Annotated in this window: 21 protein-coding genes; 8 read left to right on the top strand and 13 right to left on the bottom strand. The window is 42.6% G+C overall.

Features of this window, described 5'->3' with window-relative positions; translation table 11 throughout:
* Together FWE23_02680 and FWE23_02675 are read right to left on the bottom strand one after the other, a co-directional pair.
* The gene (locus FWE23_02680; GenBank protein ID MCL2844342.1) at positions 1 to 1914 is read right to left on the bottom strand and encodes an ABC transporter substrate-binding protein; all 1914 of its coding nucleotides are present in this window, start codon (positions 1912 to 1914) and stop codon (positions 1 to 3) included.
* A gap of 141 nt (positions 1915 to 2055) precedes the next feature.
* Positions 2056 to 3012 (bottom strand): tetratricopeptide repeat protein, encoded by a 957-nt coding sequence (locus FWE23_02675; GenBank protein ID MCL2844341.1) that lies wholly within the window; start codon positions 3010 to 3012, stop codon positions 2056 to 2058.
* 108 nt (positions 3013 to 3120) lie between these two features.
* On the opposite strand from FWE23_02675, the gene FWE23_02670 reads away from it, so the two are divergent.
* The 4 genes from FWE23_02670 to FWE23_02655 are packed head-to-tail and all read left to right on the top strand — an operon-like array spanning position 3121 to position 8950.
* Positions 3121 to 5058, top strand: coding sequence for an EAL domain-containing protein (locus FWE23_02670; GenBank protein MCL2844340.1), 1938 nt, complete (start codon positions 3121 to 3123; stop codon positions 5056 to 5058).
* 36 nt (positions 5059 to 5094) lie between these two features.
* Complete coding sequence (locus tag FWE23_02665) at positions 5095 to 6246, top strand: cysteine desulfurase (GenBank protein MCL2844339.1); 1152 nt, start codon at positions 5095 to 5097, stop codon at positions 6244 to 6246.
* 47 nt (positions 6247 to 6293) lie between these two features.
* The gene (locus tag FWE23_02660) at positions 6294 to 6752 is read left to right on the top strand and encodes a chemotaxis protein CheX (protein ID MCL2844338.1); all 459 of its coding nucleotides are present in this window, start codon (positions 6294 to 6296) and stop codon (positions 6750 to 6752) included.
* Between the two features lie 2 nt (positions 6753 to 6754).
* Positions 6755 to 8950 (top strand): ATP-dependent RecD-like DNA helicase, encoded by a 2196-nt coding sequence (locus tag FWE23_02655; GenBank protein ID MCL2844337.1) that lies wholly within the window; start codon positions 6755 to 6757, stop codon positions 8948 to 8950.
* 15 nt (positions 8951 to 8965) lie between these two features.
* Here the strand turns inward: FWE23_02655 and FWE23_02650 are convergent, their stop codons facing one another.
* The 7 genes from FWE23_02650 to FWE23_02620 all read right to left on the bottom strand — a co-directional run bounded on the left by FWE23_02650 (position 8966) and on the right by FWE23_02620 (position 14596).
* Positions 8966 to 9316, bottom strand: coding sequence for a phosphomannose isomerase type II C-terminal cupin domain (locus tag FWE23_02650; protein MCL2844336.1), 351 nt, complete (start codon positions 9314 to 9316; stop codon positions 8966 to 8968).
* 14 nt (positions 9317 to 9330) lie between these two features.
* On the bottom strand, positions 9331 to 10194 hold the full coding sequence (purU, locus tag FWE23_02645) for a formyltetrahydrofolate deformylase (GenBank protein ID MCL2844335.1): 864 nt from the start codon (positions 10192 to 10194) through the stop codon (positions 9331 to 9333).
* Positions 10184 to 11128, bottom strand: a complete 945-nt coding sequence (lgt, locus tag FWE23_02640; GenBank protein MCL2844334.1) for a prolipoprotein diacylglyceryl transferase — start codon at positions 11126 to 11128, stop codon at positions 10184 to 10186. The genes purU and lgt overlap by 11 nt, the downstream gene beginning before the upstream one ends.
* Positions 11129 to 11135: 7 nt before the next feature.
* Entirely contained in the window at positions 11136 to 12383 is a 1248-nt protein-coding gene (locus FWE23_02635; GenBank protein ID MCL2844333.1) for an NAD(P)/FAD-dependent oxidoreductase, read from the bottom strand.
* A 138-nt stretch (positions 12384 to 12521) separates the two neighbouring features.
* Positions 12522 to 12710, bottom strand: a complete 189-nt coding sequence (locus tag FWE23_02630; protein MCL2844332.1) for a hypothetical protein — start codon at positions 12708 to 12710, stop codon at positions 12522 to 12524.
* 123 nt (positions 12711 to 12833) lie between these two features.
* Entirely contained in the window at positions 12834 to 13655 is an 822-nt protein-coding gene (locus FWE23_02625) for a hypothetical protein (protein ID MCL2844331.1), read from the bottom strand.
* Between the two features lie 176 nt (positions 13656 to 13831).
* Positions 13832 to 14596, bottom strand: coding sequence for a hypothetical protein (locus FWE23_02620; GenBank protein ID MCL2844330.1), 765 nt, complete (start codon positions 14594 to 14596; stop codon positions 13832 to 13834).
* A 239-nt stretch (positions 14597 to 14835) separates the two neighbouring features.
* Between FWE23_02620 and FWE23_02615 the strand changes: the two genes are divergently transcribed.
* The 3 genes from FWE23_02615 to hisG all read left to right on the top strand — a co-directional run bounded on the left by FWE23_02615 (position 14836) and on the right by hisG (position 16392).
* Entirely contained in the window at positions 14836 to 15048 is a 213-nt protein-coding gene (locus tag FWE23_02615; GenBank protein ID MCL2844329.1) for a hypothetical protein, read from the top strand.
* Between the two features lie 215 nt (positions 15049 to 15263).
* Positions 15264 to 15527 carry a phosphoribosyl-ATP diphosphatase gene (locus FWE23_02610; GenBank protein MCL2844328.1) on the top strand — a complete coding sequence of 88 codons (264 nt, stop codon included), beginning with the start codon at positions 15264 to 15266 and terminating at the stop codon, positions 15525 to 15527.
* Between the two features lie 16 nt (positions 15528 to 15543).
* The gene (gene hisG, locus FWE23_02605; GenBank protein ID MCL2844327.1) at positions 15544 to 16392 is read left to right on the top strand and encodes an ATP phosphoribosyltransferase; all 849 of its coding nucleotides are present in this window, start codon (positions 15544 to 15546) and stop codon (positions 16390 to 16392) included.
* Here the strand turns inward: hisG and wecB are convergent.
* Positions 16373 to 17512: a UDP-N-acetylglucosamine 2-epimerase (non-hydrolyzing) gene (wecB, locus tag FWE23_02600; protein MCL2844326.1), complete on the bottom strand. Its 1140-nt coding sequence runs from the start codon at positions 17510 to 17512 to the stop codon at positions 16373 to 16375. The two genes, hisG and wecB, sit on opposite strands and share 20 nt — an antisense overlap.
* 173 nt (positions 17513 to 17685) lie before the next feature.
* On the opposite strand from wecB, the gene FWE23_02595 reads away from it, so the two are divergent.
* Positions 17686 to 18969: a TolC family protein gene (locus tag FWE23_02595; GenBank protein ID MCL2844325.1), complete on the top strand. Its 1284-nt coding sequence runs from the start codon at positions 17686 to 17688 to the stop codon at positions 18967 to 18969.
* On the opposite strand, the gene FWE23_02590 is transcribed toward FWE23_02595, so the two are convergent.
* The 3 genes from FWE23_02590 to FWE23_02580 are packed head-to-tail and all read right to left on the bottom strand — an operon-like array spanning position 18945 to position 20631.
* Positions 18945 to 19790, bottom strand: a complete 846-nt coding sequence (locus tag FWE23_02590; GenBank protein ID MCL2844324.1) for a flippase-like domain-containing protein — start codon at positions 19788 to 19790, stop codon at positions 18945 to 18947. The two genes, FWE23_02595 and FWE23_02590, sit on opposite strands and share 25 nt — an antisense overlap.
* Before the next feature lie 60 nt (positions 19791 to 19850).
* Positions 19851 to 20042, bottom strand: a complete 192-nt coding sequence (locus FWE23_02585; GenBank protein ID MCL2844323.1) for a hypothetical protein — start codon at positions 20040 to 20042, stop codon at positions 19851 to 19853.
* On the bottom strand, positions 20026 to 20631 hold the full coding sequence (locus FWE23_02580; protein MCL2844322.1) for a zeta toxin family protein: 606 nt from the start codon (positions 20629 to 20631) through the stop codon (positions 20026 to 20028). Before FWE23_02580 ends, FWE23_02585 begins: the two co-directional genes overlap by 17 nt.
* Positions 20632 to 20668 lie beyond the last annotated feature (37 nt).

Genomic DNA, 20668 nt, shown 5'->3' with positions numbered 1-20668 from the left:
TTATCTACCTCCTGTCGGAACAATTTCCCAAAGCATACGCGTTCCCGCAGACGCAACCGGCATTCTCGGCGGTGCGTAAGGATTACTCTCGGTCGGAAAGTTCGTCCACCATCTTGTGGAAAACGAATAAAACTCTTCCGGTCTGTAAACCACGGGGATAGTCGGCTGTTCTTGCATAAATATGCGGTTCAGTTTTGTATAAGCTTCTTTTAGTTCTGCTTCGCAATTCATTAAAGGAATTGCCTGAAGAAGCGAATCGACTTGCGGAATGTGGTTCGGCAGACTTGGGTCGTTCCAACGTCCTGCGTTGTTTTGCATTCTCTGACCAATCGGTCTGAAGTTTCGGGTGCTCATAACCACTTCAAAACGCGCCCAAGGCGTTGATTTTGACCGCATTGAAGCAGGCGTGTCAAAAAGCAAATCGAAGTCGCCCGTTTCTTTTACGGAAAAGTAGCGCGACGCGTCCACAAAATTGGGGCGAACGTCTATACCGACCGCGCGCATACCGTCAACTGCAATCCGAACGACCGACTCGAAGTCCGTCCAGCCCGAAGGCGACATTATGCCGATTGGCGGAACAGTGTCGCCGTTTGCGTCCAAAACGTGAGAGAGGTTGCCTCTTCTGTCCCATACGGGTGTGAAACCGCCGAGTTCAAGTTCTCTTTTTGCCGCTTCGGGGTCAAATCTTGTTGCGCCGTATCTTTGAACGTCGTCTTCATCGAAGAATTGCGCTTCCGCCGAAAAAGGCATAATCAAACCCGACTGTATTTCGGTCGAATATCCCGAAACCGCCAAATTTCTGACGTCTTCGTAATTTATGGCAAAAGCCATCGCCCGTCTGAAATGCTTGTTATTAAGCGGGAACTGGGTCGTATTTATGATAAACATCGGAATAGCGCCCGGTTTGTAGAACGGAGGACCGTCAAACCAAGTATGCACGGTTTTGTGTCTCCAAACTCTGGGTATAAAGTTCGACGAAATATCCAAATCGCCCCGTCTCAAAGCTGTTGAGGCGTGCTCGTTTCCTTTGAAAATCGGGTGGATAATAAATTCGGGAGCGGGCAATCTGCCGCCTCTGAGCGCGTCATTACCCCAATAATCGTCTCTTCTTCTTATAACGATTTTCTCATTTGAGTGCATAAAGTAGTTGTAGGGTCCGCTTACAACCTGCGGTCTGCTCATCGGGTCGCGGACAACGTCGGCAATTCTTCCGCCCGCGGCTCTCAACAGCGGTTCAAAAACGTGTTGGGGCCAAATCGGCACGGTTGAAATCAAATCCAAAACCGAAAGCGGATTGTTTCTGTCTTCTTTGTCCACCCAAACAAATACGCGCTCTTCCATTACAACGTTTATTGAGTCGCCGTTTTCGTTTCTGACGGTTGTCATTACGGTATCGACAGTCAAATGACTTATTACGCCTAAAATATAACTGCAAGGCGCGTCCGAATTTGTAAGGTTAAGATTATAGGTAAAAAGAACGTCCGCCGAAGTGAGGCGTCTTCCGTCGCTCCATCTTGCCGCGGGGTTAAGTATTACCGAAACAAAATCGTTGTTTGATTCGTCAATTCTTCCGATTAACGGCTCAATTTCGTTGGTCATTGAGTTGAATACGGTCAGTTGCTCGTACATCAAATTAAATTCGGGGCGAATAGGAAAGTCGGGCCAGCTTCCCAGCGGATTGAACGAGAAAGGCGTTCCCCATTGAAAGCCCACCAAAAAGAGCGTTCTTTCTCTCGGTAAGCGCGCTATTGCCGCTTCTCTTTCGTTCATTGCCGAGTCGTCGGTTTCCGTAAAGTTCCACGCTTGAGCAAGCGCGTCGGACAGTGTTGTTGCTGTCGAGCCGCTTTCAGTTTTGCAAGATGTAATCAGCAAAGCCGTTGCTAAGGCAAAAATCAGCGGATGTAGTCGTTTCATATTGTATTATAACTCCCTTCAAGTTTTGAAAGTTTCCGTCATTAACGCAAAGAATATAATTTATGCAGAACGCTTTTGCGGATTATTTCGTGTTTTTTTGTATTTTTTGCCAAATCTTTGTAAAATTGCCGCATTGTTTAATTATCCTTGTAATTGTTGTTGGAAAATTAGAAGATATTCGTTTTGCGGCGCCCGTCTAAGTCCTCGTCTGAGCCATCTTCGGGCATTTCGCGTATCGCCTGTTGCAGAATAAATATTTACCAGATTTACATAGCCGTCTGCTGTGTCGGAACGTCTTCCCGTTGCATTCTTATATGCGGAAATCGCCCTTTCTATTTCGCCTCTTGAGCCGAATATCGCGCCCAGATTGTTCCAAGCTCTGTGAAATCTTCGGTCTTTCGCCAAAACTTCTTCGTAGAGCTTGACGGCTGTTTGCAAATCTCCCGCCAAGTGGTATTCTAATGCAATATTAAAGAGTTCCTCTGCTGTTAAAGCGCGGCGTTCTTCGGCTGTCGCCATTTCTTGCGCGCGTGCCGTCTGTATTTCCTCAAGCATTTCTAACGCTGTTTGCGATGGAATTTTTCTTTCTAATATAGATATGGCTTTTTCGATTTGGTTGTTTAGGACTAATATGTATGCGTAAAATTCCCAAATATCTTCGTTTGCAGGGTCTGTCAAGTAGGCGATTTCAAACAAGCGTTCCGCCTCCATAGTGTTTCCCGCTCTGAAATTGAAAAGTCCCAGATTGAACCACGCCAGAGGATAGTCGGGGTCGGTCATAGTGATATTTCTCCAAATTCGCGCTGCCTCTTGTTCGCGTCCCGTACTGAAATAAACAACGCCGAGGTTGTTTCGCGCCTCGCTATATATAGGAATTATTGTGCCCGCTTGTATGAAAAGGCGCTCGGCTTCTTCAAAATCGCCGCTTTGCAAAGCGTCAAGCCCTTTTTCATTTACGTTGAACGCTTCTTCCACACCTCTGAAAATCGCAGATGTTAGAGGGTCGAGATTATTCAAATCGATGTGCAGTTCCCCCGAGAATGCGAATGTGCAGAACAATGAAAAAGAAAAAAATAAAGAAAATACTCTTTTTTTCACAAAAACCTCCCTTTGTATGTTTGGCATAAAAGTATTTTGAATACTGTTAGCTTATGTTTTCTATGGAATAAAAATAATTTTTGGCAAGTGTGGGGAGAGGTTTTTAGAATGAATAGGAAACTTTGGAAAAAATTAGTGTCCGACAATGATGAGGAAATTCAAGCAATCCCTCTGATGAATTTTAAATTGCATTTATCTCGAATTGCTTTGTGTTTTATCATATTCATTGCCGCAATAACAGGCTTTTTGCTTGTTAGTCAAATGTATGTATTTAATGCATTGGGCTTTGCGACGGTTATATTTTTGGCATTGGGCGGAATTTACGTCTCTTATTACAAAGCCAGATATTTCAGGTGTTTGTTTTTATTTGTACCTATTTTTACTCTTGTCGTCGCTAAGTTTTTCAATAGTTGTTTACTTAATGCGTACGGGGATGCTTTTTCAGCGTATTATATTTTACAGATAGCTCTCGGTTATTTTTTATGTTCGTCAAAAGTCGGACTTTTTTATGCAGGGATAACTTTGGTTGCGATTTTTGTCCCTTGGGCTGTTAACGATTTTTCGGCGCAAATATTAGGCAAATTTCACGCAATTCTTCTGATATTTGTTTCGGCAGGCGGCTTTGTTATTTCAAAATACTTTGAAGCAGACTCCTTAAACAACGAAATCAGAAAAAACACCGACGAGCAGACAGGGCTTTTGAATGCCAACGGTTTCATAAAAGAACTCAAAAAGGCGATTTCAAACGGAAAACAGTTTTATACGGTTTTATTTGCTTTCGATAAATTTAACGAGCAATTCAGCGACGACGGCAGTGAAAGCATTCAAAACTCAAGCGCCGATAAGTTCCTCAAAACGGTTGCCTCAAGATTGGTTTTGGTGCAGAAAAGTTTTGCACACTCGCGCATTGCAAAAGGTAAGTTCGTTTTTATTTCCACCGCCGAAAACGCCCTTGTCCTGACGGCGCAATTAGAAGAATTTGAAAAGGATATTGACAACAGATATTTTGAATTGCATAATCTGCCCGACGGTAATACACTGTCGCTTTTGAGCGGAATAGTATGTTTTCCCACTCAGGCGGAGGACATACCGCAAATTTTGAGTTATGCCGAAATTTCGCTTGAAAAATCCAAGTCCAACAAAAACAACGTGAAAAACGTATTCTTTATGCGAGAATATCTTGACGACAAAAACAGGCTTTCCACAATACAAAAAGACCTTTTTACAGCTTGTCTCAACGGCGAATTGCAGGTTTATTATCAACCGAAAGTATCTCTTGTGGACAAAGAAGTGACAGGGATGGAAGCGCTTGCGCGTTGGACTCACCCAAGCGTCGGCTACATACCGCCAAACGAATTTGTAGAAATCGCCGAAAAAAGCGGACACATACTTGCTTTGGGCGAATATGTTTTGGAGTCGGCGTTTTATCATATAAAACAAGTGCATAAAATTTGCAATAATGATAGCATAAATATTTCTATAAACATTTCGCCAACACAGTTGTTGGAGTCTAATTTTAAGGAAAAAATACTCAACAGGGCTAAAAACTTTGGCGTTGACCCGTCTGTGGTTTATTTGGAAATAACCGAAGGAACAATGCTGAAAAGCGGTGCGCAGGCAATACTTCAAGGGCTCAAAAACGAGGGCTTTAACCTTTCGCTTGACGACTTTGGTACGGGCTATTCTTCGCTTAACTATCTTCACAAATACAGTTTTGACGAGCTTAAAATCGACAAAAGTTTTACCGATGGCTTAATGCGCGGACGAAATGAGCGCAAATTGTTCAGATTTTTGATTTTGCTTGCAAAAGAACTCGGAATGCGCACTGTTACCGAGGGCGTAGAGGACGAAGTGCAAATTCGCCTTCTGAAAAATCTGGGCGCCGAAGAAATTCAAGGTTGGTATTATTCCAAAGCGTTGCCGAGTTTTGACTGCATAGAATACATACGAAAGTTCCGTTTCACCGACGACAACGCGGACGGAGACCCGAACAGTCTCGGAATAGCAGGCAGTTTTTCGGTAGTCGATAATCTTAAATACGAATAACCCATAAAACTCGAATTCAGGCGGCAACGGCAAAAAATGTCTTTGAATTTATATCTTGATTACAACGCGGCGACTCCGCTTGACGAAGACGTATCAGCCAAAATGCTTGCGCATCAAAAAATATTTGCAAACCCCGCAAGTTCACATATTGCAGGGCAAAAAGCAGCAAGTTTACTCGAAAATTCCCGCGAAATAATAGCCGATTTTTTGCAGGCAAAGCAACACGAAATAATTTTTACAAGCGGCGGCACCGAAAGCAATAACACGGTCTTGTGGCAGATGCTCACCAACAAAAAACTCAAAAAATTAGTAATTTCTTCTGTCGAGCACCCCTCAATCGACGAATATGCCGATTTTTTAAGCGAGAAGCAGGTTGAAGTTGTCCGAATACCCGTAGATAAACAGGGCTTTGCAGATTTGGATTTTTTGGCTCAAAATTGCGACAAACAAACGTTAGTCAGCATAATTTGGGCAAACAACGAAATCGGCACAATCCAAGATGTTGCAAAAATTGCCGAAATCACAAAAAAACACGACGCGCTTTTGCATTTCGACGCAGTTCAGGCGTTCGGGAAATTGCCGATTTCGATGCGCGATATTGCCGCGGACTTTTTAACATTCACAAGCCACAAGGTTTACGGACCGCGCGGGATTGGCGGACTGTTCGTGCGTGAAAATACGCCTTTTTTTCCGCTGATTATGGGCGGTGGTCAAGAGGGCGGCTTTCGTTCGGGGACAGGTAATCAGATTTTGGCGTCGGGTTTTGCCGAAGCGGTAGAAAAATGCAAGGCAAACTTCGGCAAAGAAGAAAAGGAAATTTGGGCGTTGCGTCAAACATTAAAAGAAAAATTAACTGCAACAATCGGTGAAATAAAATTTAACGGTGCGCAAGAAGAAGGAAAAACACTGAGCGGCACATTGAGCATAACGCTCCCCGACATCGAAAATGAAATCATTGTTCTTCGGCTCGATAACAAGGGAATTTTTATTTCGAAGGGTTCGGCGTGTTCGTCTCAAAAAGTGTTTGCAAGCAGTGTTTTAACGGCAGTGGGACTTAGCGCAAGAGAGGCGGCAAGAACCATTCGGGTGGGGCTCGGTAAAGATACAAAAATCGAAGAAATAAATCTGTTTCTGAAAGAAATGTCAGAAATTGTGCAAAAAATTCGCGAAAGTCGAATTTCGTTGTGAGAATATATTATTTTAGTGCGGAGAAATGAATTTTAAGGAGAGTTATTGTGAATGCTGCTATTATAAACCCGTTTATCGCCGCGACGATTGACACGTACAAACGAATGCTTTTTGATGACGCTGTAAAGCCGGGCGCGCCCGCACTTAAAAAACAACCGTACCCGAACTACGACGTATCTACCACGATAGGGCTTTCGGGTAAAGCACAAGGAATGATCTCTATAGCATATTCTTACGATGTCGCTATAAAAACAATTTCGGCGATGGTTGGCGGCACGATTGAAAAAAACAGTCCCGATTTGGCGGACGGTGTCGGTGAAATCGTAAATATTATAGCAGGATATGCAAAAAAAGACTTAGTCGAATATGCGCTTCAAATATCGCTTCCGAGCGTTATCAGAGGTGAACACTTTATTACAACGCCCAGCGGAGTTCCGTGTATTATTGTTCCATTTGAGAGTAAATACGGGAAATTTATTATGGAAGTGGTGTTGGTAACAAAATAATAGTGGAAAAAATCGACTTTACAATTGGTTCCATAACTTTCAGCAGCGAAGAAACAGGGTTTGCGGTTGTCAGCGGGCATTGTGAAAAAACGGGGCATATAAAACTAATCGGTACGCTTTCTATGCTTCACACAGGCGAAAAAATCAGCGCCACAGGGAAATTTGAATACAACGACAAATGGGGCGAACAGTTTAAGGTAGAGCGTTTTGAGTATATAAAGGTAAGCGGCGCCGAGCAAATAAAAACGCTTTTGTCGTCGGGGATAATAAAAGGCATTCGCGAAAAAACCGCAGAGCGAATTGTGGACTTCTTTGGCGAAGACACCATAAACATTTTGGATAACACCCCCGAACGATTGAGTGAAATCCCGAAAATCACACAAAAAACCGTGCATAAAATAATCGAAGCGTGGTCTGATAAACGCGCGCTCGTGGAACTAACAAGATTTCTGCATCCATACGGAATTGCGATGTCTTTTGTGTATCGCTTATACAAATTGTACGGAGCAAACGCAAAGGCGGTGATTTCGCAAAATCCATACACCTTAATTGAAGATATGCGCGGCGTGGGCTTTTTGAAAGCAGACAAAATCGCGCAGGCAATAGGCTTCACCGACGATTATCGTCGAACGCGAGCCGCAATTATGCACACCCTGCAAAAAGCCGAAGACGAGGGCGACGTATATTTGCCCAAACAGGAAGTTTTGGCAAAAACCGCCGAATTGGTAAAAAGCGACGAAAGTCAAGTTCTTTTTACTCTTGACCACCTGATTAACGAAAAAATAGCCATTGAATACGAAGGCGATATTTACAGCAAAATTTTGTGGTGCATAGAAACCGAATGCGCTCGCCTTATTCGCAAAAGAGCCGAACAAAAAACCGAATGTAAAGAAGGCGGCAAAGAGGTAGTGGCGTGGGCGCAAAAAGAGTGCGAAAAGCAAGGCATAGTAGCCAATGCCGAGCAATTATCGGCGGTAGCAGGCGCGGTTTTGTCGAAAATGTTTGTGCTTACAGGCGGACCGGGAACAGGAAAAACCACAACCCTTAAAATGATAGTTCGCTATTTCAGAGAAAAGGGGAAATCTGTCGTCTTGTCTGCTCCGACAGGTCGCGCCGCTAAAAGAATGAGCGAGGTTATAGGCGAGGCGGCAAAGACAATTCACAGGCTTTTGGAGTACAAGGTTATTGAGGGCAAAGGCAAATTTACCCGAAACGAAGGCAATCCGCTTTCGGGCGACGTTTTTATTATCGACGAAATGTCAATGGTGGATTTGCGACTTTTCACCGCTTTTTTACGCGCCGTACCGAGTGATGCGCACATAATTCTTGTCGGCGACATAAATCAGTTGCCGTCGGTTGGGGCGGGTGCGGTGCTTGAAAGCATAATTGATTCGGGCAAAATAGTAAACGTTATGCTTAAAAAAGTGTTTAGGCAAGCGCAAAACAGCAGAATAATAACCGCGGCGCACGAAATATGCTACGGAAAAATCCCGAGTTTTCAAAATGCGCAAACCGACAATTGCTTTTTTATTGTAAAAGAAACGCCTGCAGAAATATTTGAGACTACCATCGACCTTGTTTGCAGGCGCTTAGTAAATTCTTACGGCTACGACCCCAAAAACGATATTCAGGTAATAACTCCAATGCACAAAGGCGAGGTTGGTACGGTAGAATTAAACAAAGAATTGCAGAAAAAACTTAATCCGCATCAATATCTGCAGAGTTTCGGCGAGCGCAGTTTTGCTGTCGGCGACAAGGTAATGCAAACAAAAAACAACTACGACAAAGAAGTTTTTAACGGCGACATAGGCGAGGTAATACAAGTTTCCGACGGATTGGCGGTCGATTTCGGCGACGGGCAAGTAGTGGAATACGAGCCGCTCGAAACTCAGGAATTAACGCTTGCCTATTGTATAACAATACACAAAAGTCAAGGCTCGGAATTTAGTGCGATTGTTATTCCGCTAACAACTCTGCATTACACAATGTTAAAAAGAAAACTGATATACACTGCGCTTACACGCGCGAAAAAATTCTGTGTTTTCGTGGGGACTTACAAGGCGCTCTCCATAGCTGTGCAAAATTTTTCGCAAAACAAACGCCGCTCACATTTAAGTGATTTTATAGTGGAAAATATCGATAAAAAAGTGAAAATAGAAGAAACCTCCGCATACGAAATCAGCTTCGACGCGGAGTGATTACTTCACGAGCGGTTAGTCTGCCCGCCCGAAATCGTCTTGATAGCGCATAATGTCGTCTTCGCCGAAATATTCGCCTGTTTGCACTTCTATGTAAACAAGCGGCTCGCTTCCCGTGTTCATAATTCTGTGTTTTTGTCCTCTGCGGATGTCAATTGTGTCGCCGTATCGAACGTTGAGTTTTAGGTTATCCAAATCCATAAAGCCCTCTCCGCCGACTATCGTCCAAAGTTCGTCGCGTTTTCCGTGCGATTGAAGCGACAGTCTTTTCCCCGCTTCTACCTGTATTTTTTTTACCTTAAAGTTCTGTGTGTCTTGCAAAACTTCGTAATGCCCCCAAGGACGTTCTTCTTTGTAAAGTGTCATTTTTTCTCCTTTTTTTACGAAAATACTACTGTGCGGTTTTTATCGGTTAATACTTTTCTTTGTATGTGCGCGCCGACTGCTCTTGCCAGAACGCGCCGCTCTATGTCTTGTCCAGTGGTAATCATATCATCCACAGAATATTTGTGCGTTATCCGCTGAATGTCTTGTTCTATAATCGGTCCCGCGTCTAATTCTTCGTTTACGTAATGACCCGTTGCGCCGATAATTTTCACACCCCGCTCAAACGCCTGATGGTAAGGCTTTGCTCCCGGAAATCCGGGTAAAAACGAATGGTGAATATTGATTATGCGGTTTGGATATTTCTCAATCATTTTCGGTGGAATTATTTGCATATATCGCGCTAAAACGATAAAATCAATGTTGTGTTCCTGCAAAATTTGCATTTGCTTTTCGGTTTGCTCTTCGTAATTCTCTTTGTTGACAGGCAAGTAAAAATAGGGGATACCAAAGCATTCCGCTTCTTCGCGCAAATCTTCGTGATTGCTTATTATGAGCGGAATATCCACCTCAAATTCTTTCGTTTTTACACGGGAAATTATGTCGAAAAAGCAATGTGCGTATTTTGAAACGAATATTGCCATTCTTTGTTTGTCGGCTGATTTGTGCAGTTCCCACGACATATTAAATTTTCTCGCCGAATCGTTTTTGAAAATCGTTTTGAAGTCGTCTAATGCTACCGAAAAATTTTCCAAATCCCACTCAACCCGCATAAAGAATTTTTTATTTTCGCGGTCGGTATGTTGGTCAAGATAGACGATATTTGCCCCCAAGCGTGCCAAAAGCGCGGTAATATCGGCGACAATTCCGTCTGTGTCATTGCAGGAAATTAAAAGGACTGCGGTATTCTTATATTTCATAGCGACTGTCGCCTCCCTCTTTGCGTTTTTTATCGGATGTATTCTTAACTTTGGCGATGTTAATTGTTTTCGTCTTTTTTAAGAAGAACGGAATTATTACAACTCCGATAATTACCATTGCCACGCACAACATTTGTCCGCGCGAAAGCCCAAGTGCGTTTAGTCCGATGTGTGCGTCGGGTTCGCGGAAAAACTCTATGAAAAAGCGGATTATTCCATAGCCTATAAAATACAGCGGCATCATAATTTTTTTGGACGGCGCCCAAAGTTTGCGAAGTAAAAGCAGTATTAAAAATAGCGCGAAACCTTCGCCGAACATCTGAAAAAGTTGCGAGGGGTAGCGTAAATTTGTCGGGTCGTCGGGAAAATACATACCAATCGGCGACGTGGTTATACGTCCGTATAATTCGCCGTTCATAAAGTTGCCGAAACGTCCGATACCCTGTCCGAGCGGCACTGCCAAAAATATTGCGTTTACACATTCTCTGAAATCAAGTTTTCTCATTATCATATAAATTGTGCCGAATAATAGCCCGCCGATAACCCCGCCGTGGTACGACATTCCCGCAAGCCCTATGAATTGCCCGTTTGCAAAAGGAATGAAAATTTGGTTTAGATTTTGCGAAAAATGCCCCCAGTTATAAAAAACAACGAAGCCGAGCCTTGCTCCAACCAAAAGCCCTATAATTCCCCACATACACAAATTTTCCATCTCATTTGAATGAACACCCGCAACTTCACCGCGGCGACACATTGATTTTAACAGCGAAATTCCGGTTAAAAACGCCATTATATACATAAGCCCGTAATAGCGCACAGCAAAGCCCGCGCCCGACGGCTCACTGCCGAACCGAATAATTGTCTCTCCGAAAAGCGTAATAAAAGTCGGGTCTAATCTAAGTGGAAGAGTTTGCCAAAATGTAATAAAATCCATATTTTCCTCATTTCTTTCTGCGTAGTAGCAGTTTTAGGTAAAAGATAGGGTTAAGCAAGCGTTTTCGTTCTTTCTGTGAAGCGACGGCGGCGGCTATTTTCTCCATTGTTTCGCTGTTTTGCGCGGCAATTCCGATTACAAAATTTAGAAGCCAAACGCTTTTCATTTTATTTACTATTGCCGAAACGCGAAATTCTCTAAGCAACGGTTTTACGCAGATTTTATGAAACATTGCCATTGTTCTTGCTCCAAAATTGCCATTTTCAAACGCCGCTTCTATTACCTGTGCCGCTTTTTGTGCCGAAAACATTGCGTTGCCTACACCTTCGCCCGTAAAATGCTCGGTAAGTCCCATTGCATCGCCGATAATTAAAAGTCCGCCTTTTGGAGGAAAAACTTTTGTGCCGCCCAAATTCAGATACGCCGCGCTTGGCTCCGTAAGCGGTTCTGCAATCTTAAATCTGTCGGAAAATCGGGGCGATGATATAATGTTTTCCAGTTCTTTTTCGAGATTTATTTTGCGTTTTCGTCTGATTTTGTCGGGGATTATGAAGCCCACGTTTGCAATGTCGTTTGCTTCGGGGAATATCCAGAAATATCCTTCCACTATGCTTTTTACGAAGTGCATTTCTATCATATTTCCTACACAATCCACTTGCTTAAAGTGTCTGCGTATTCCGACAACGCACTTTTTGCCGCTTGGGTGAGCATAATTTACGGATTTTAGAATTCTCGGGAAAATTCCACAGGCGCAAACAACTATTTTTGCTTCAAAATCTATATCTTTTTTACTGTCTTTTTTATTTGTAATTACACCACTTACCTCATTTTTGGAATTGAGCAGAAATTTTTTTGCCTCAAAGTTTTCCAAAACTTCTATGCCTGCTTCTCTTGCTTCGTTTATAAGAAAGTTATCGAAATAAATGCGGTTCAGAGTGTAGCCTTCAACGCCTTGTGTTCGTCCCAAATTTTTGTAATTTATCGGAAGAATTGTGCCGTTCGGGGCAGAGAATATGACGCCGTCTATTTTGTTTACGGGGCAATCAGCGAGGAATTTTTCGTAAAGTCCCAATTCTTTGAGGATGACTAATGTTCGGGTGGAAAGCCCGTCGCCGCAAATTTTTTCGCGCGGAAAACTGTCTTTATCCAACAGCAAAACCGAGCGCCCTTGCTTTTTTGCAAAAAGCGCCGCCGTAATCCCCGCAGGTCCCGCACCTATGATTATAACATCGTATTTTTTGGTATCTTTGCTCATTTCCTCAAGTTTGCCTTTATCGCACCGTAGCCAATCCGCCAATAAAATTACCTTTAGGCTCTTCTTTCTCTCTGCCAAAAGTAAAAAGCAATGCGAGTCCCGTAATAATAACTCCACCGCCCAATATCATCATTTCCATTACTCAGTTCCTTTCAAAATAAATCCTATAATAAGTAGAGCAGCTGTTAAAGCCAATCCCCAGCCGATATTAAAAATACTGCCGTCTCCGTCAACAGCAACAGTAATAACTGAGCCGACAAAAGCAAGTGCGCTTATATTAAAGAAATAATTGCTTAATGCTTCTTTTCTTCCTTTATGAAATTTCATAGAATTTTCCTTTCTCGTCATAGAAAATACTATTTGGGCGATGGTCAGGCGATATTCACTACTCTTTTTGCAGAAATTTAATGTTTTTCATAGGAAAAAAAATGCGCGTGTTCGCACGGCGCATTAAAATCTAAGTAAATTCAGAACACTGCCGCGCATTACGTTTCCTTGGGTTAGCATTGAAACTGCTCCTTGTTGCAGAATTTGTCTTCGGGTAAGGCTCATCATTTCGTCTATATCGTTTGCTCCCAAAGTATTTTGTTTTTGCTCCAAAGACGTGTTTTGCTTTAGTGTGCCGAGGTTGTATTGCGCGTTAAGACCAAACCGGGTTCCTGCCAAATGCCCCATAAAATTTGCGGCTTGTCCGATTTTGTCGTTAATTGCGTCAAGCGCGTCTTCGCGGGTTGCGAATGTTGAAAAATCAAAGTCCGACATATCTACTATTTGGTTTCCTGTAAAAGAAACAGTCCAAGTCTGAGTGATGTCGTTGGGGTTATTTCTTATTTTGATGAGTGGATTGGCGCTACTGTCTTCGAGCAGGCGTCGTCCGCCGAAAACAGTATGCTCAACCGTGTGCAGAACAAGCATTTTCAGGTCTTCGATTTGCTGTGAGATTTGTGTTTTTTCGTTATCGCTTATGTTTGTCGAGAAATATCGTCTTATCAAATCACGCATACTTGTTAGGTCGTTGTGAATTTCCGCCATACTTCCTTCTGCGACGTCCAAAAGCGCTGACGCCTGTTGAAATTCCCGACGAATTCCGTCAAGCTGTCTTGCTTGAGCGCCGAGTGTTTGTCCGCGAAAGAAGTCCACCGCTCCGTCCGCAGGGCGTGTAATATTAAGTCCCGAGGCAACGGTACTCATTTGTCCGAGCATTGCTCTGTGATTATTTTGGACGAACGCGGCTATATTGCCGAACGTAGTTCCGCCTGAAATTGTATTCATAATAACCTCCCTTGTGTGTATCTGCCGCAAACTTCCCCAAGTTTAGCGATAGAAAACAGTTTTGTGTGCGTAGCACACCCGAAATCCCGCACTTCCCCAAGCGCGAAAATTCGTCCTTTTAAGTCCGCAACACGTTCCCCAACGCATTGCGAACTTTACAAAAAATCCTAATTAAATTAAGCGAACAATCTGAGCATAGCCGTCTGCGAAATATTCGCCTGAGACGCCATAGCAACAGTCGCCTGCTGACGAACTGCAAGCGAAGCCATTTGAGCCATTGCTGACATTTCATCAACTGCGCCGATAGCTTCCGCTGCTTCTCTATTTGCTGCCATAATGTTCGAGTTAATCGTCATTTGACGACCAATAACAGTGTCGAATGCTCCAGCTTGTGCTGATACGGTTCCCCAAGCAGCAATTGCTGTATCAACATCCGCTAAAGTGGTTGCATCTGTAAGAGCCGTTCCAGTTGGAGTAGTGAAAGTCATAGCAATTTGTTGTGTGGCTCCTGCACCCGTACTTATGTTTCTTGTCGCCATTATATCAGCTATACCACCAGTATTGTTGTTGTTGGTAATCAAATTGCCAATTTGCGTTCCTAGAACATTCAATCGTGTATTAAGTGCCGCGCTATCTGCAGTTGGAACATTTGCGCGTTGCTCTATTAATCCTCTAAATTCTCCGAGAAGTTCCAATGCTTCGCCAGCAACTCCTCTTACTATTTGCGCTTGCTGTCTTCCGATAACCAATTCGTCTTGCATAGTTTGCCGTCCCGAAACATCGGATTCTCTCCGATTAATTCTCATAAAACTTACAAAATCATCACTTGGTCTCGCGAATCTTCGTCCGCTTGCAACTTGCCCCATAACATTGGATAACTGTTGCGATTGTTGCCTAAAAAGTTGAGACATATTGTTTGCCGTTGAGATACTTGAAATCATAATGACCTCCCTGTTAATGTGTTTTTTTAACTTCCTGTTAAAAGTCTCCCGCTCTCGTTTCTTCCCCAAGAATTTGAGCGCGGGCTTAACTTCCCCATCATTGTTATCGGCAGGTTTTCTGAAAACTTTAGCAGAAAAATGAAAAAAGTGAAAATTTGTTGTTTTTGTTTTTTGTTTTTGTGCGGCGCAGTGGCGAAATAGTATTTTTGTTGGTGTTTGCTTAAAATGAGGAGTTAAAATTGAAAAATTTTACAGAACGGACATCGGATTTGATGTTTGACGGTTTTAGGGCTTCAATTGCGATAGTTGTTTTTGGCGGTGTGTTTAAAATCGGTGATGTTGCAGCTATTTCAGATGTTGGTTTTATTGCAGCTATCGTGTTTGCAGTTTTTAGTTTGGTTTTTGGTTATTTGTGTGATTATCTTTCACTGAAAGGCGGTAAAAATGGATAATGCTATTTTCTTTTTAGGTTTTGCTATTTTGCTTGTCGCGCTTGTTGGCGGCACGCTTTCAATAATAGAGTATAGACAAAACGTTCGCGGCATAAACATTGGCGGCGGTTTGATGCCTGCGTGATTGGCGACTTAAAGGCTGTATCGCTTTGAAGTGGTAAAAACGCCATTTTTTGTTTGCGCATATAGTATTTTACCTGCAAAAAGGAGCAAAAATGAAAACGTTTGAAAGTTTGTTTGAAGAACTGAAAGAAAAAATTGAGAAAAAAGACCCGAATTCTTCTACTGTGAAGGAGTTTGATAAGGGCGTTCATTTTATCGGAAAAAAGATAGTGGAAGAAGCGGCGGAAGTTTGGATGGCGAGCGAATACGAAGGAAACGAAAAAACCGCCGAAGAAATGTCGCAGTTGATTTATCATATTCAGGTTATGATGCTTGCAAAGGGGCTTACCTTAAACGACATTTATAAATATTTATAAGAAAAGAGAGGCAAAAATGCTTAAAATAGCAATCCCGAACAAAGGCGCGCTGAACGAAACGGCGCTTGACATAATAAAAAGAGCGGGCTACAAATGTCAGGTTTTCGGGAAAGAATTGGTCGTCCGCGACAGCGAACACGAGATAGATTTCTACTTTTTACGTCCGCGCGACATAGCGGTTTATATCGGCAACGGAATTATTGACTTAGGAATAACAGGGCGCGATTTGTCGATGGACAGCAAGGCGAAATACGAAGAAATTCTGCCGCTGAACTTCGGAAATTCGCGATTTTTTTACGCCGTTCCCAAAGACAGCACACTTACTCCCGACCAACTTAACGGCAAAAGAATTGCTACCTCGTATCCCGAAATAGTAGAGCAGGATATGAAAAAACGCGGCTTTGAAGCGCAAATAATAAAACTTGACGGCGCGGTAGAAATTTCCATACAATTGGGCGTTGCGGACGTTATCGCAGACGTTGTAGAAAGCGGGCGAACGCTTGTAGAAGCAGGACTTAAAACGGTTGGTGAGCCGATTATGCAGTCAGAGGCGCTTGTTATTGCGCGCGACAAAAGCAAATTAGATAACCCCGCGGCAAAAATATTTGTAAAGCGTATCGAAAGCGTGATTATCGCAAATCAATATGTTATGATAGAGTACGACATTTTCAAGGAAAATATGGAAGCCGCAAAAAAACTTACTCCGGGGATTGAGTCGCCGACCGTTATGCCGCTAAGTCAAGACGGCTGGTTTGCGATAAAATCAATGGCGAAGTCAAAAGGCGTAAACAAACTTTTGGACGACTTGCACGAAATCGGCGCAAAAGGAATTATTGTCAGCGAAATTAAGGTTTGTCGGTTGTAAGAATATCAGCAATTCGCACGCTTGTGTTCCCGTCGCCGTAAGGACTTTTTTCGCAAGTCATTGAGTTTCGCAGATTTTCGTCGCATAAGACGGCGGATACTTGCGAAACAATGAAATTCTTGTCGGCGCCAAGTATTTTTGCAACGCCGCTTTCAACGCCTTCGGGGCGTTCGGTGGCGCTTCGTAAAATAAAAACAGGCACTCCGAAACTCGGCGCTTCTTCTTGTATGCCGCCCGAATCGGTCATAATTATATATGATTTTTCCATCAGATACATAAACGAATAATAATCGACATCGCGCATAATTCTTATGTTGGCAGTGCCGCCGATTATCGGTTCTATGGTCTTAATAAGCACGGGATTTGGGTGCAGAGTTATCAAAAAATCAGTATTTTGATGTGTTTCGGCAAGGATTTTTATTGCGTTGTAAATTTCAACCAAGTTATCGCCGATGTTTTCGCGCCTGTGCGTGGTAATAAGGACAATTTTTCGTTCGTTGTCGAAAGGATAGCCCTTTTTTTCTATGTTTTCGACAATGTAATCCTGCAAATTTTCGCTTGAATTTATTCTTTTTCGCATTTCCAAAAGTGCGTCAACTACCGAATTTCCGACGACAAAAATTTTATCTTTGTCGATATTTTCCGCAAGCAATGAAGCCTTGCTCCTTTCGGTTGGCGCAAAAAGGAACGAGCTTACGGCGTCAATCATTTTTCGGTTGCCCTCTTCGGGAAACGGTGAATAAATATCGTTTGTGCGAAGCCCCGCCTCAATATGTGCAACTTTTATTTTTTGGTAATACGCCGCAAGAGCCGAAACAAATGCGGTTGTGGTGTCGCCGTGAACAGCGACAATATCTGCCGCAAATTCCTTGAATACATCTCTGAGCCCAAGCATTACCCGCGATGAAATATCCGACAAATCCTGTCCGTGTTTCATAATATTAAGGTCGAAATCTGGCTTAATATCAAAAACGTCAAGCACGCTGTCGAGCAGTTCGCGGTGTTGTCCGCTGACGCAGATTTTAAGTTCGACGTTTTTTCGCTTTTTCAACTCCAAAATAATCGGCGCCATTTTTACTGCTTCAGGGCGTGTTCCGAAAACGAATAGTATTTTTTTCATAATTCTGCTTACCTTTTAATTGTAATTTAAGGCAAAAATACTATTTTGGCGGTAGCAAGCGACGAGAGTTTCCTCCTTTTTCTTTCTTTTTTAATGAAAAACAGTTAATCGGTAACAATCCGCGTTCTGAAAATATCAAAACAGGGAAATTTACAAAAGAGAGTTTTATTTTTATGAATAAATATTTGTTTGCCATCTGGATTTTCATTATTCCTTTTTGGGTTTACGCGCGGCAGTGGACGCTTGAAGAATGCGTAGAACACGCGCTTGCCAACAATGCCGCAATTCGTCTGCAAATCCAAAATTTAATCGCCGACAGCGCCAGATTATACGGTGCGTACGGAGACTTTTTCCCTGATTTGTCGGCAAGCGCATCGAGCGGTGTTTCCGCAACGCCTTTTGTAAATGACCGCGACCCGGTTGCAAGCATAAGCGTCGGAATTTCGTCGAGCGTGGTAATTTTGGATGGTCGTCGCAGAAGAAATCGCCTTTTTTCCGCCGAAAAAACGCTTACCTCCTCCGAAATCTCGCTTGAAACGGAAAAACAAAACATTATTTCCTCTATAACTCGCGCATTCATCTCTCTTTTACAGGCGCAGGAGATACTGCAAAACACAAAAGGCGCGGTTGCACTTTCGCAAAAACAAATGGAGTTTCAGCAAAATCTTCAGGAAATCGGCAAGGCAACGCAACTCGCATTAACCCGAAGCCGAGCACAGCTTGCACAAAGCCAACATTCGCTGACAATCGCGCAAAATAGCTTTAATAACGCAGTTTTAGAGATGAAACGCCTGCTCGAATTAGATTTTGAAAGCGATTTCAGCATAATTCACCCCAATACGGATTTTGAAACACGTTCGGGTTTGTCGCCATCGCAAATTTTTGAGGATAACAGAGATATTTTCTTCTCAATATCGTCAGCGGAAGTTGCGGTAGAAATTGCCGAAATATCGCTTGCGCTTGCTCGAGCGCAAAAATCACCGACGCTTTCGGCGGGCGCGGGTGTTTCGACAGGAATGAGAACAAGTACGCCGCATTCGGGCGACAGGCAATTACGAGAGGGCGTTTCGCCGAATGTTAGTTTGAACCTGAGGGTGCCTATAATTGACAATCGCTCTGCAAGAACGAATGTCGCAGTCGCGCAAAGCAATCTTAATCGCGCCAAAATAACGCTTGAGCGAACAGAGCGAAACGTCCGCTCCGAAATCGAGCAACTTGTGGCGGACATCACAGCGTCGCAGTCGCGTTTTGCCACCGCCCTCGAGCGATTTGAAGCCGAAGCCGAAAATATGCAGACAGTCGATGAAATGCGAAATATCGGAAATATTACCGCGATAGATTACGCCTCGCAACAGAATAATTTTCTTTTGGCGCAATCCGAACTCACGCAGGCGAGATTTTCGCTTATGCTTTCACAAAAACTTTTAGATATTTATTTAGGTTTGCGATTTGAATAAAACAAGTAAATCCCCGGCAACATAAAAATAATACTGTTGCAAAGAAGCAAGATGTATGACGCTACAAAAACAGTTTGCTCTATATTTTCATAAGAAATAAACGCCGAAATAAATAACGCAAACGAAAATTCTCTAACGCCAATCGCCGCAACGGTAATCGGAATAAGCGGCATAAGGCAATACGCACTCGCAACAGCAAAAGACGCTTCTGTAAACGAAATCGGAAGCAAAATACTAAACAAAATCGCACCTTGGACAACTAAAACAACGTGTTGGAAAAATGCGGCAAGCAATATTTTGTATGGTTTTTTCTTGCGCCAAATTATTAAAATTGCGATAGTCGCAACAACGCCCAAAAAGCCTGCAACGCTCAGTATTTTGTCTGCAATAAGAATAATATCGGGGGAGTTTTGCGGGTAGTTTTTCCAAAGTCCTACTAAAAAAAGCGTAGTTAATGCGACAATTCCGTCAATTAAAACAGCATAAAGTCCGCGTTTTTTTGGAGTGTTTTCCAAATAAAATATTTTTGCCAAATCGCCGCTTCGGGCAGGAGAAACCGTTCCTAAAAACTGTCCGATAAAATACGATTTTACAACGGATTTTATACTGCAAGAAATATCCGCCGCTTTGAGCGAGAAAAACCATCGTAAAAAAAGCAGAAATTGCTGTAAAAAACCGAACGAAACCGCAATAAAAAACACCAAACCGAGATTGCCGATTTGAGGAAATTCATTAAAATTCACGGTTTTATTTACAAAATAAAACAAAAAAACAGTTGCGGCTATTTTGGCGGCGAGGATTATGATTTCATTCTTTTTCATGGATTTGCTTCCTTTCCTTGCGCAAAAATACGTTTTGCGCAAATGAGAAAGAGAGACGACCTACACAGGCTCTTTTATTTCTCGATAGGCGACATCGTTAGCATTCACCAAAACGACTTTTCCGTCTCGCATAAAAACAAAATCTTCGCCATTTCGTCTTTTTTCATCAATCAATTTGTTGAACGAAAGGTCTAAACCGTAAGATATTTTTTCTTGCAAAACATCTTGACAAATATCATTTGTTTGTGTCATAATACGCCTCCAAAAGGTTGTGTTTTTCTCGATTTACCACGATTACCTCGCCTGTTTTAGACATTTTTTTAGCAATACACTCCGAAATTCCGTCTGTGTTGTCATAAATATACAATTTATCCACTATGGGAATGTATAATTCAAACAGATTTTTTATTCCGCCGAGGTATCTTCTTTCAATTACGTCGTTTTCGATATTGTGTCCGCCCGATTTTACTCTTTGCGCTACCCTGTTTTTAGCGGTTTCTACGCTTTGAAGCCAGAAAAATAGTAAGGTTGTCAAATATCCGTTATCTTGCGCGGTTTTTATTGTTTTTGTGAAGAGTTTTGAGGCAAGAGTTGTTTCAATAGAAAATGTTTCGTTTTTTGCAAGGAGTTCTTTTATTCGTTTCAGCATAATTTTGCCTGCTGTTGTTGCGACGGACGACGGATTAAACGGAGATATTCCTTTGGCTATTTCGTCTGCATTCACAAATTCTTTGCAATCAAGGATTTTGGGAAGAACGGTAAAACTTGCGGTAGTTTTCCCTGCTCCGTTGCAACCGGCAATTATATACAACGATTTTTGCTGTGTTTGTTCCAAATTCATTTTTTCTCCTTCTTAGGAGTATAAAATACGTTTTGCC

The sequence above is a fragment of the Chitinivibrionia bacterium genome (assembly GCA_009779925.1).
In the GTDB taxonomy this organism is placed as follows: Bacteria; Fibrobacterota; Chitinivibrionia; order Chitinivibrionales; family Chitinivibrionaceae; genus WRFX01.
Note: the sequence above shows the minus strand (reverse complement) of the source record. Positions and strands in the feature narration are given on the sequence as shown.

Excerpts from the sequence above, each read along its gene's own strand:
- FWE23_02680 (MCL2844342.1), bottom strand. The coding sequence starts at position 1,914 with ATGAAACGACTACATCCGCTGATTTTTGCCTTAGCAACGGCTTTGCTG.
- FWE23_02670 (MCL2844340.1), top strand. The coding sequence starts at position 3,121 with ATGAATAGGAAACTTTGGAAAAAATTAGTGTCCGACAATGATGAGGAA.
- FWE23_02665 (MCL2844339.1), top strand. The coding sequence starts at position 5,095 with ATGTCTTTGAATTTATATCTTGATTACAACGCGGCGACTCCGCTTGAC.
- FWE23_02650 (MCL2844336.1), bottom strand. The coding sequence starts at position 9,316 with ATGACACTTTACAAAGAAGAACGTCCTTGGGGGCATTACGAAGTTTTG.
- purU (MCL2844335.1), bottom strand. The coding sequence starts at position 10,194 with ATGAAATATAAGAATACCGCAGTCCTTTTAATTTCCTGCAATGACACA.
- lgt (MCL2844334.1), bottom strand. The coding sequence starts at position 11,128 with ATGGATTTTATTACATTTTGGCAAACTCTTCCACTTAGATTAGACCCG.
- FWE23_02635 (MCL2844333.1), bottom strand. The coding sequence starts at position 12,383 with ATGAGCAAAGATACCAAAAAATACGATGTTATAATCATAGGTGCGGGA.
- FWE23_02630 (MCL2844332.1), bottom strand. The coding sequence starts at position 12,710 with ATGAAATTTCATAAAGGAAGAAAAGAAGCATTAAGCAATTATTTCTTT.
- FWE23_02625 (MCL2844331.1), bottom strand. The coding sequence starts at position 13,655 with ATGAATACAATTTCAGGCGGAACTACGTTCGGCAATATAGCCGCGTTC.
- FWE23_02620 (MCL2844330.1), bottom strand. The coding sequence starts at position 14,596 with ATGATTTCAAGTATCTCAACGGCAAACAATATGTCTCAACTTTTTAGG.
- FWE23_02610 (MCL2844328.1), top strand. The coding sequence starts at position 15,264 with ATGAAAACGTTTGAAAGTTTGTTTGAAGAACTGAAAGAAAAAATTGAG.
- hisG (MCL2844327.1), top strand. The coding sequence starts at position 15,544 with ATGCTTAAAATAGCAATCCCGAACAAAGGCGCGCTGAACGAAACGGCG.
- wecB (MCL2844326.1), bottom strand. The coding sequence starts at position 17,512 with ATGAAAAAAATACTATTCGTTTTCGGAACACGCCCTGAAGCAGTAAAA.
- FWE23_02595 (MCL2844325.1), top strand. The coding sequence starts at position 17,686 with ATGAATAAATATTTGTTTGCCATCTGGATTTTCATTATTCCTTTTTGG.
- FWE23_02590 (MCL2844324.1), bottom strand. The coding sequence starts at position 19,790 with ATGAAAAAGAATGAAATCATAATCCTCGCCGCCAAAATAGCCGCAACT.
- FWE23_02585 (MCL2844323.1), bottom strand. The coding sequence starts at position 20,042 with ATGACACAAACAAATGATATTTGTCAAGATGTTTTGCAAGAAAAAATA.
- FWE23_02580 (MCL2844322.1), bottom strand. The coding sequence starts at position 20,631 with ATGAATTTGGAACAAACACAGCAAAAATCGTTGTATATAATTGCCGGT.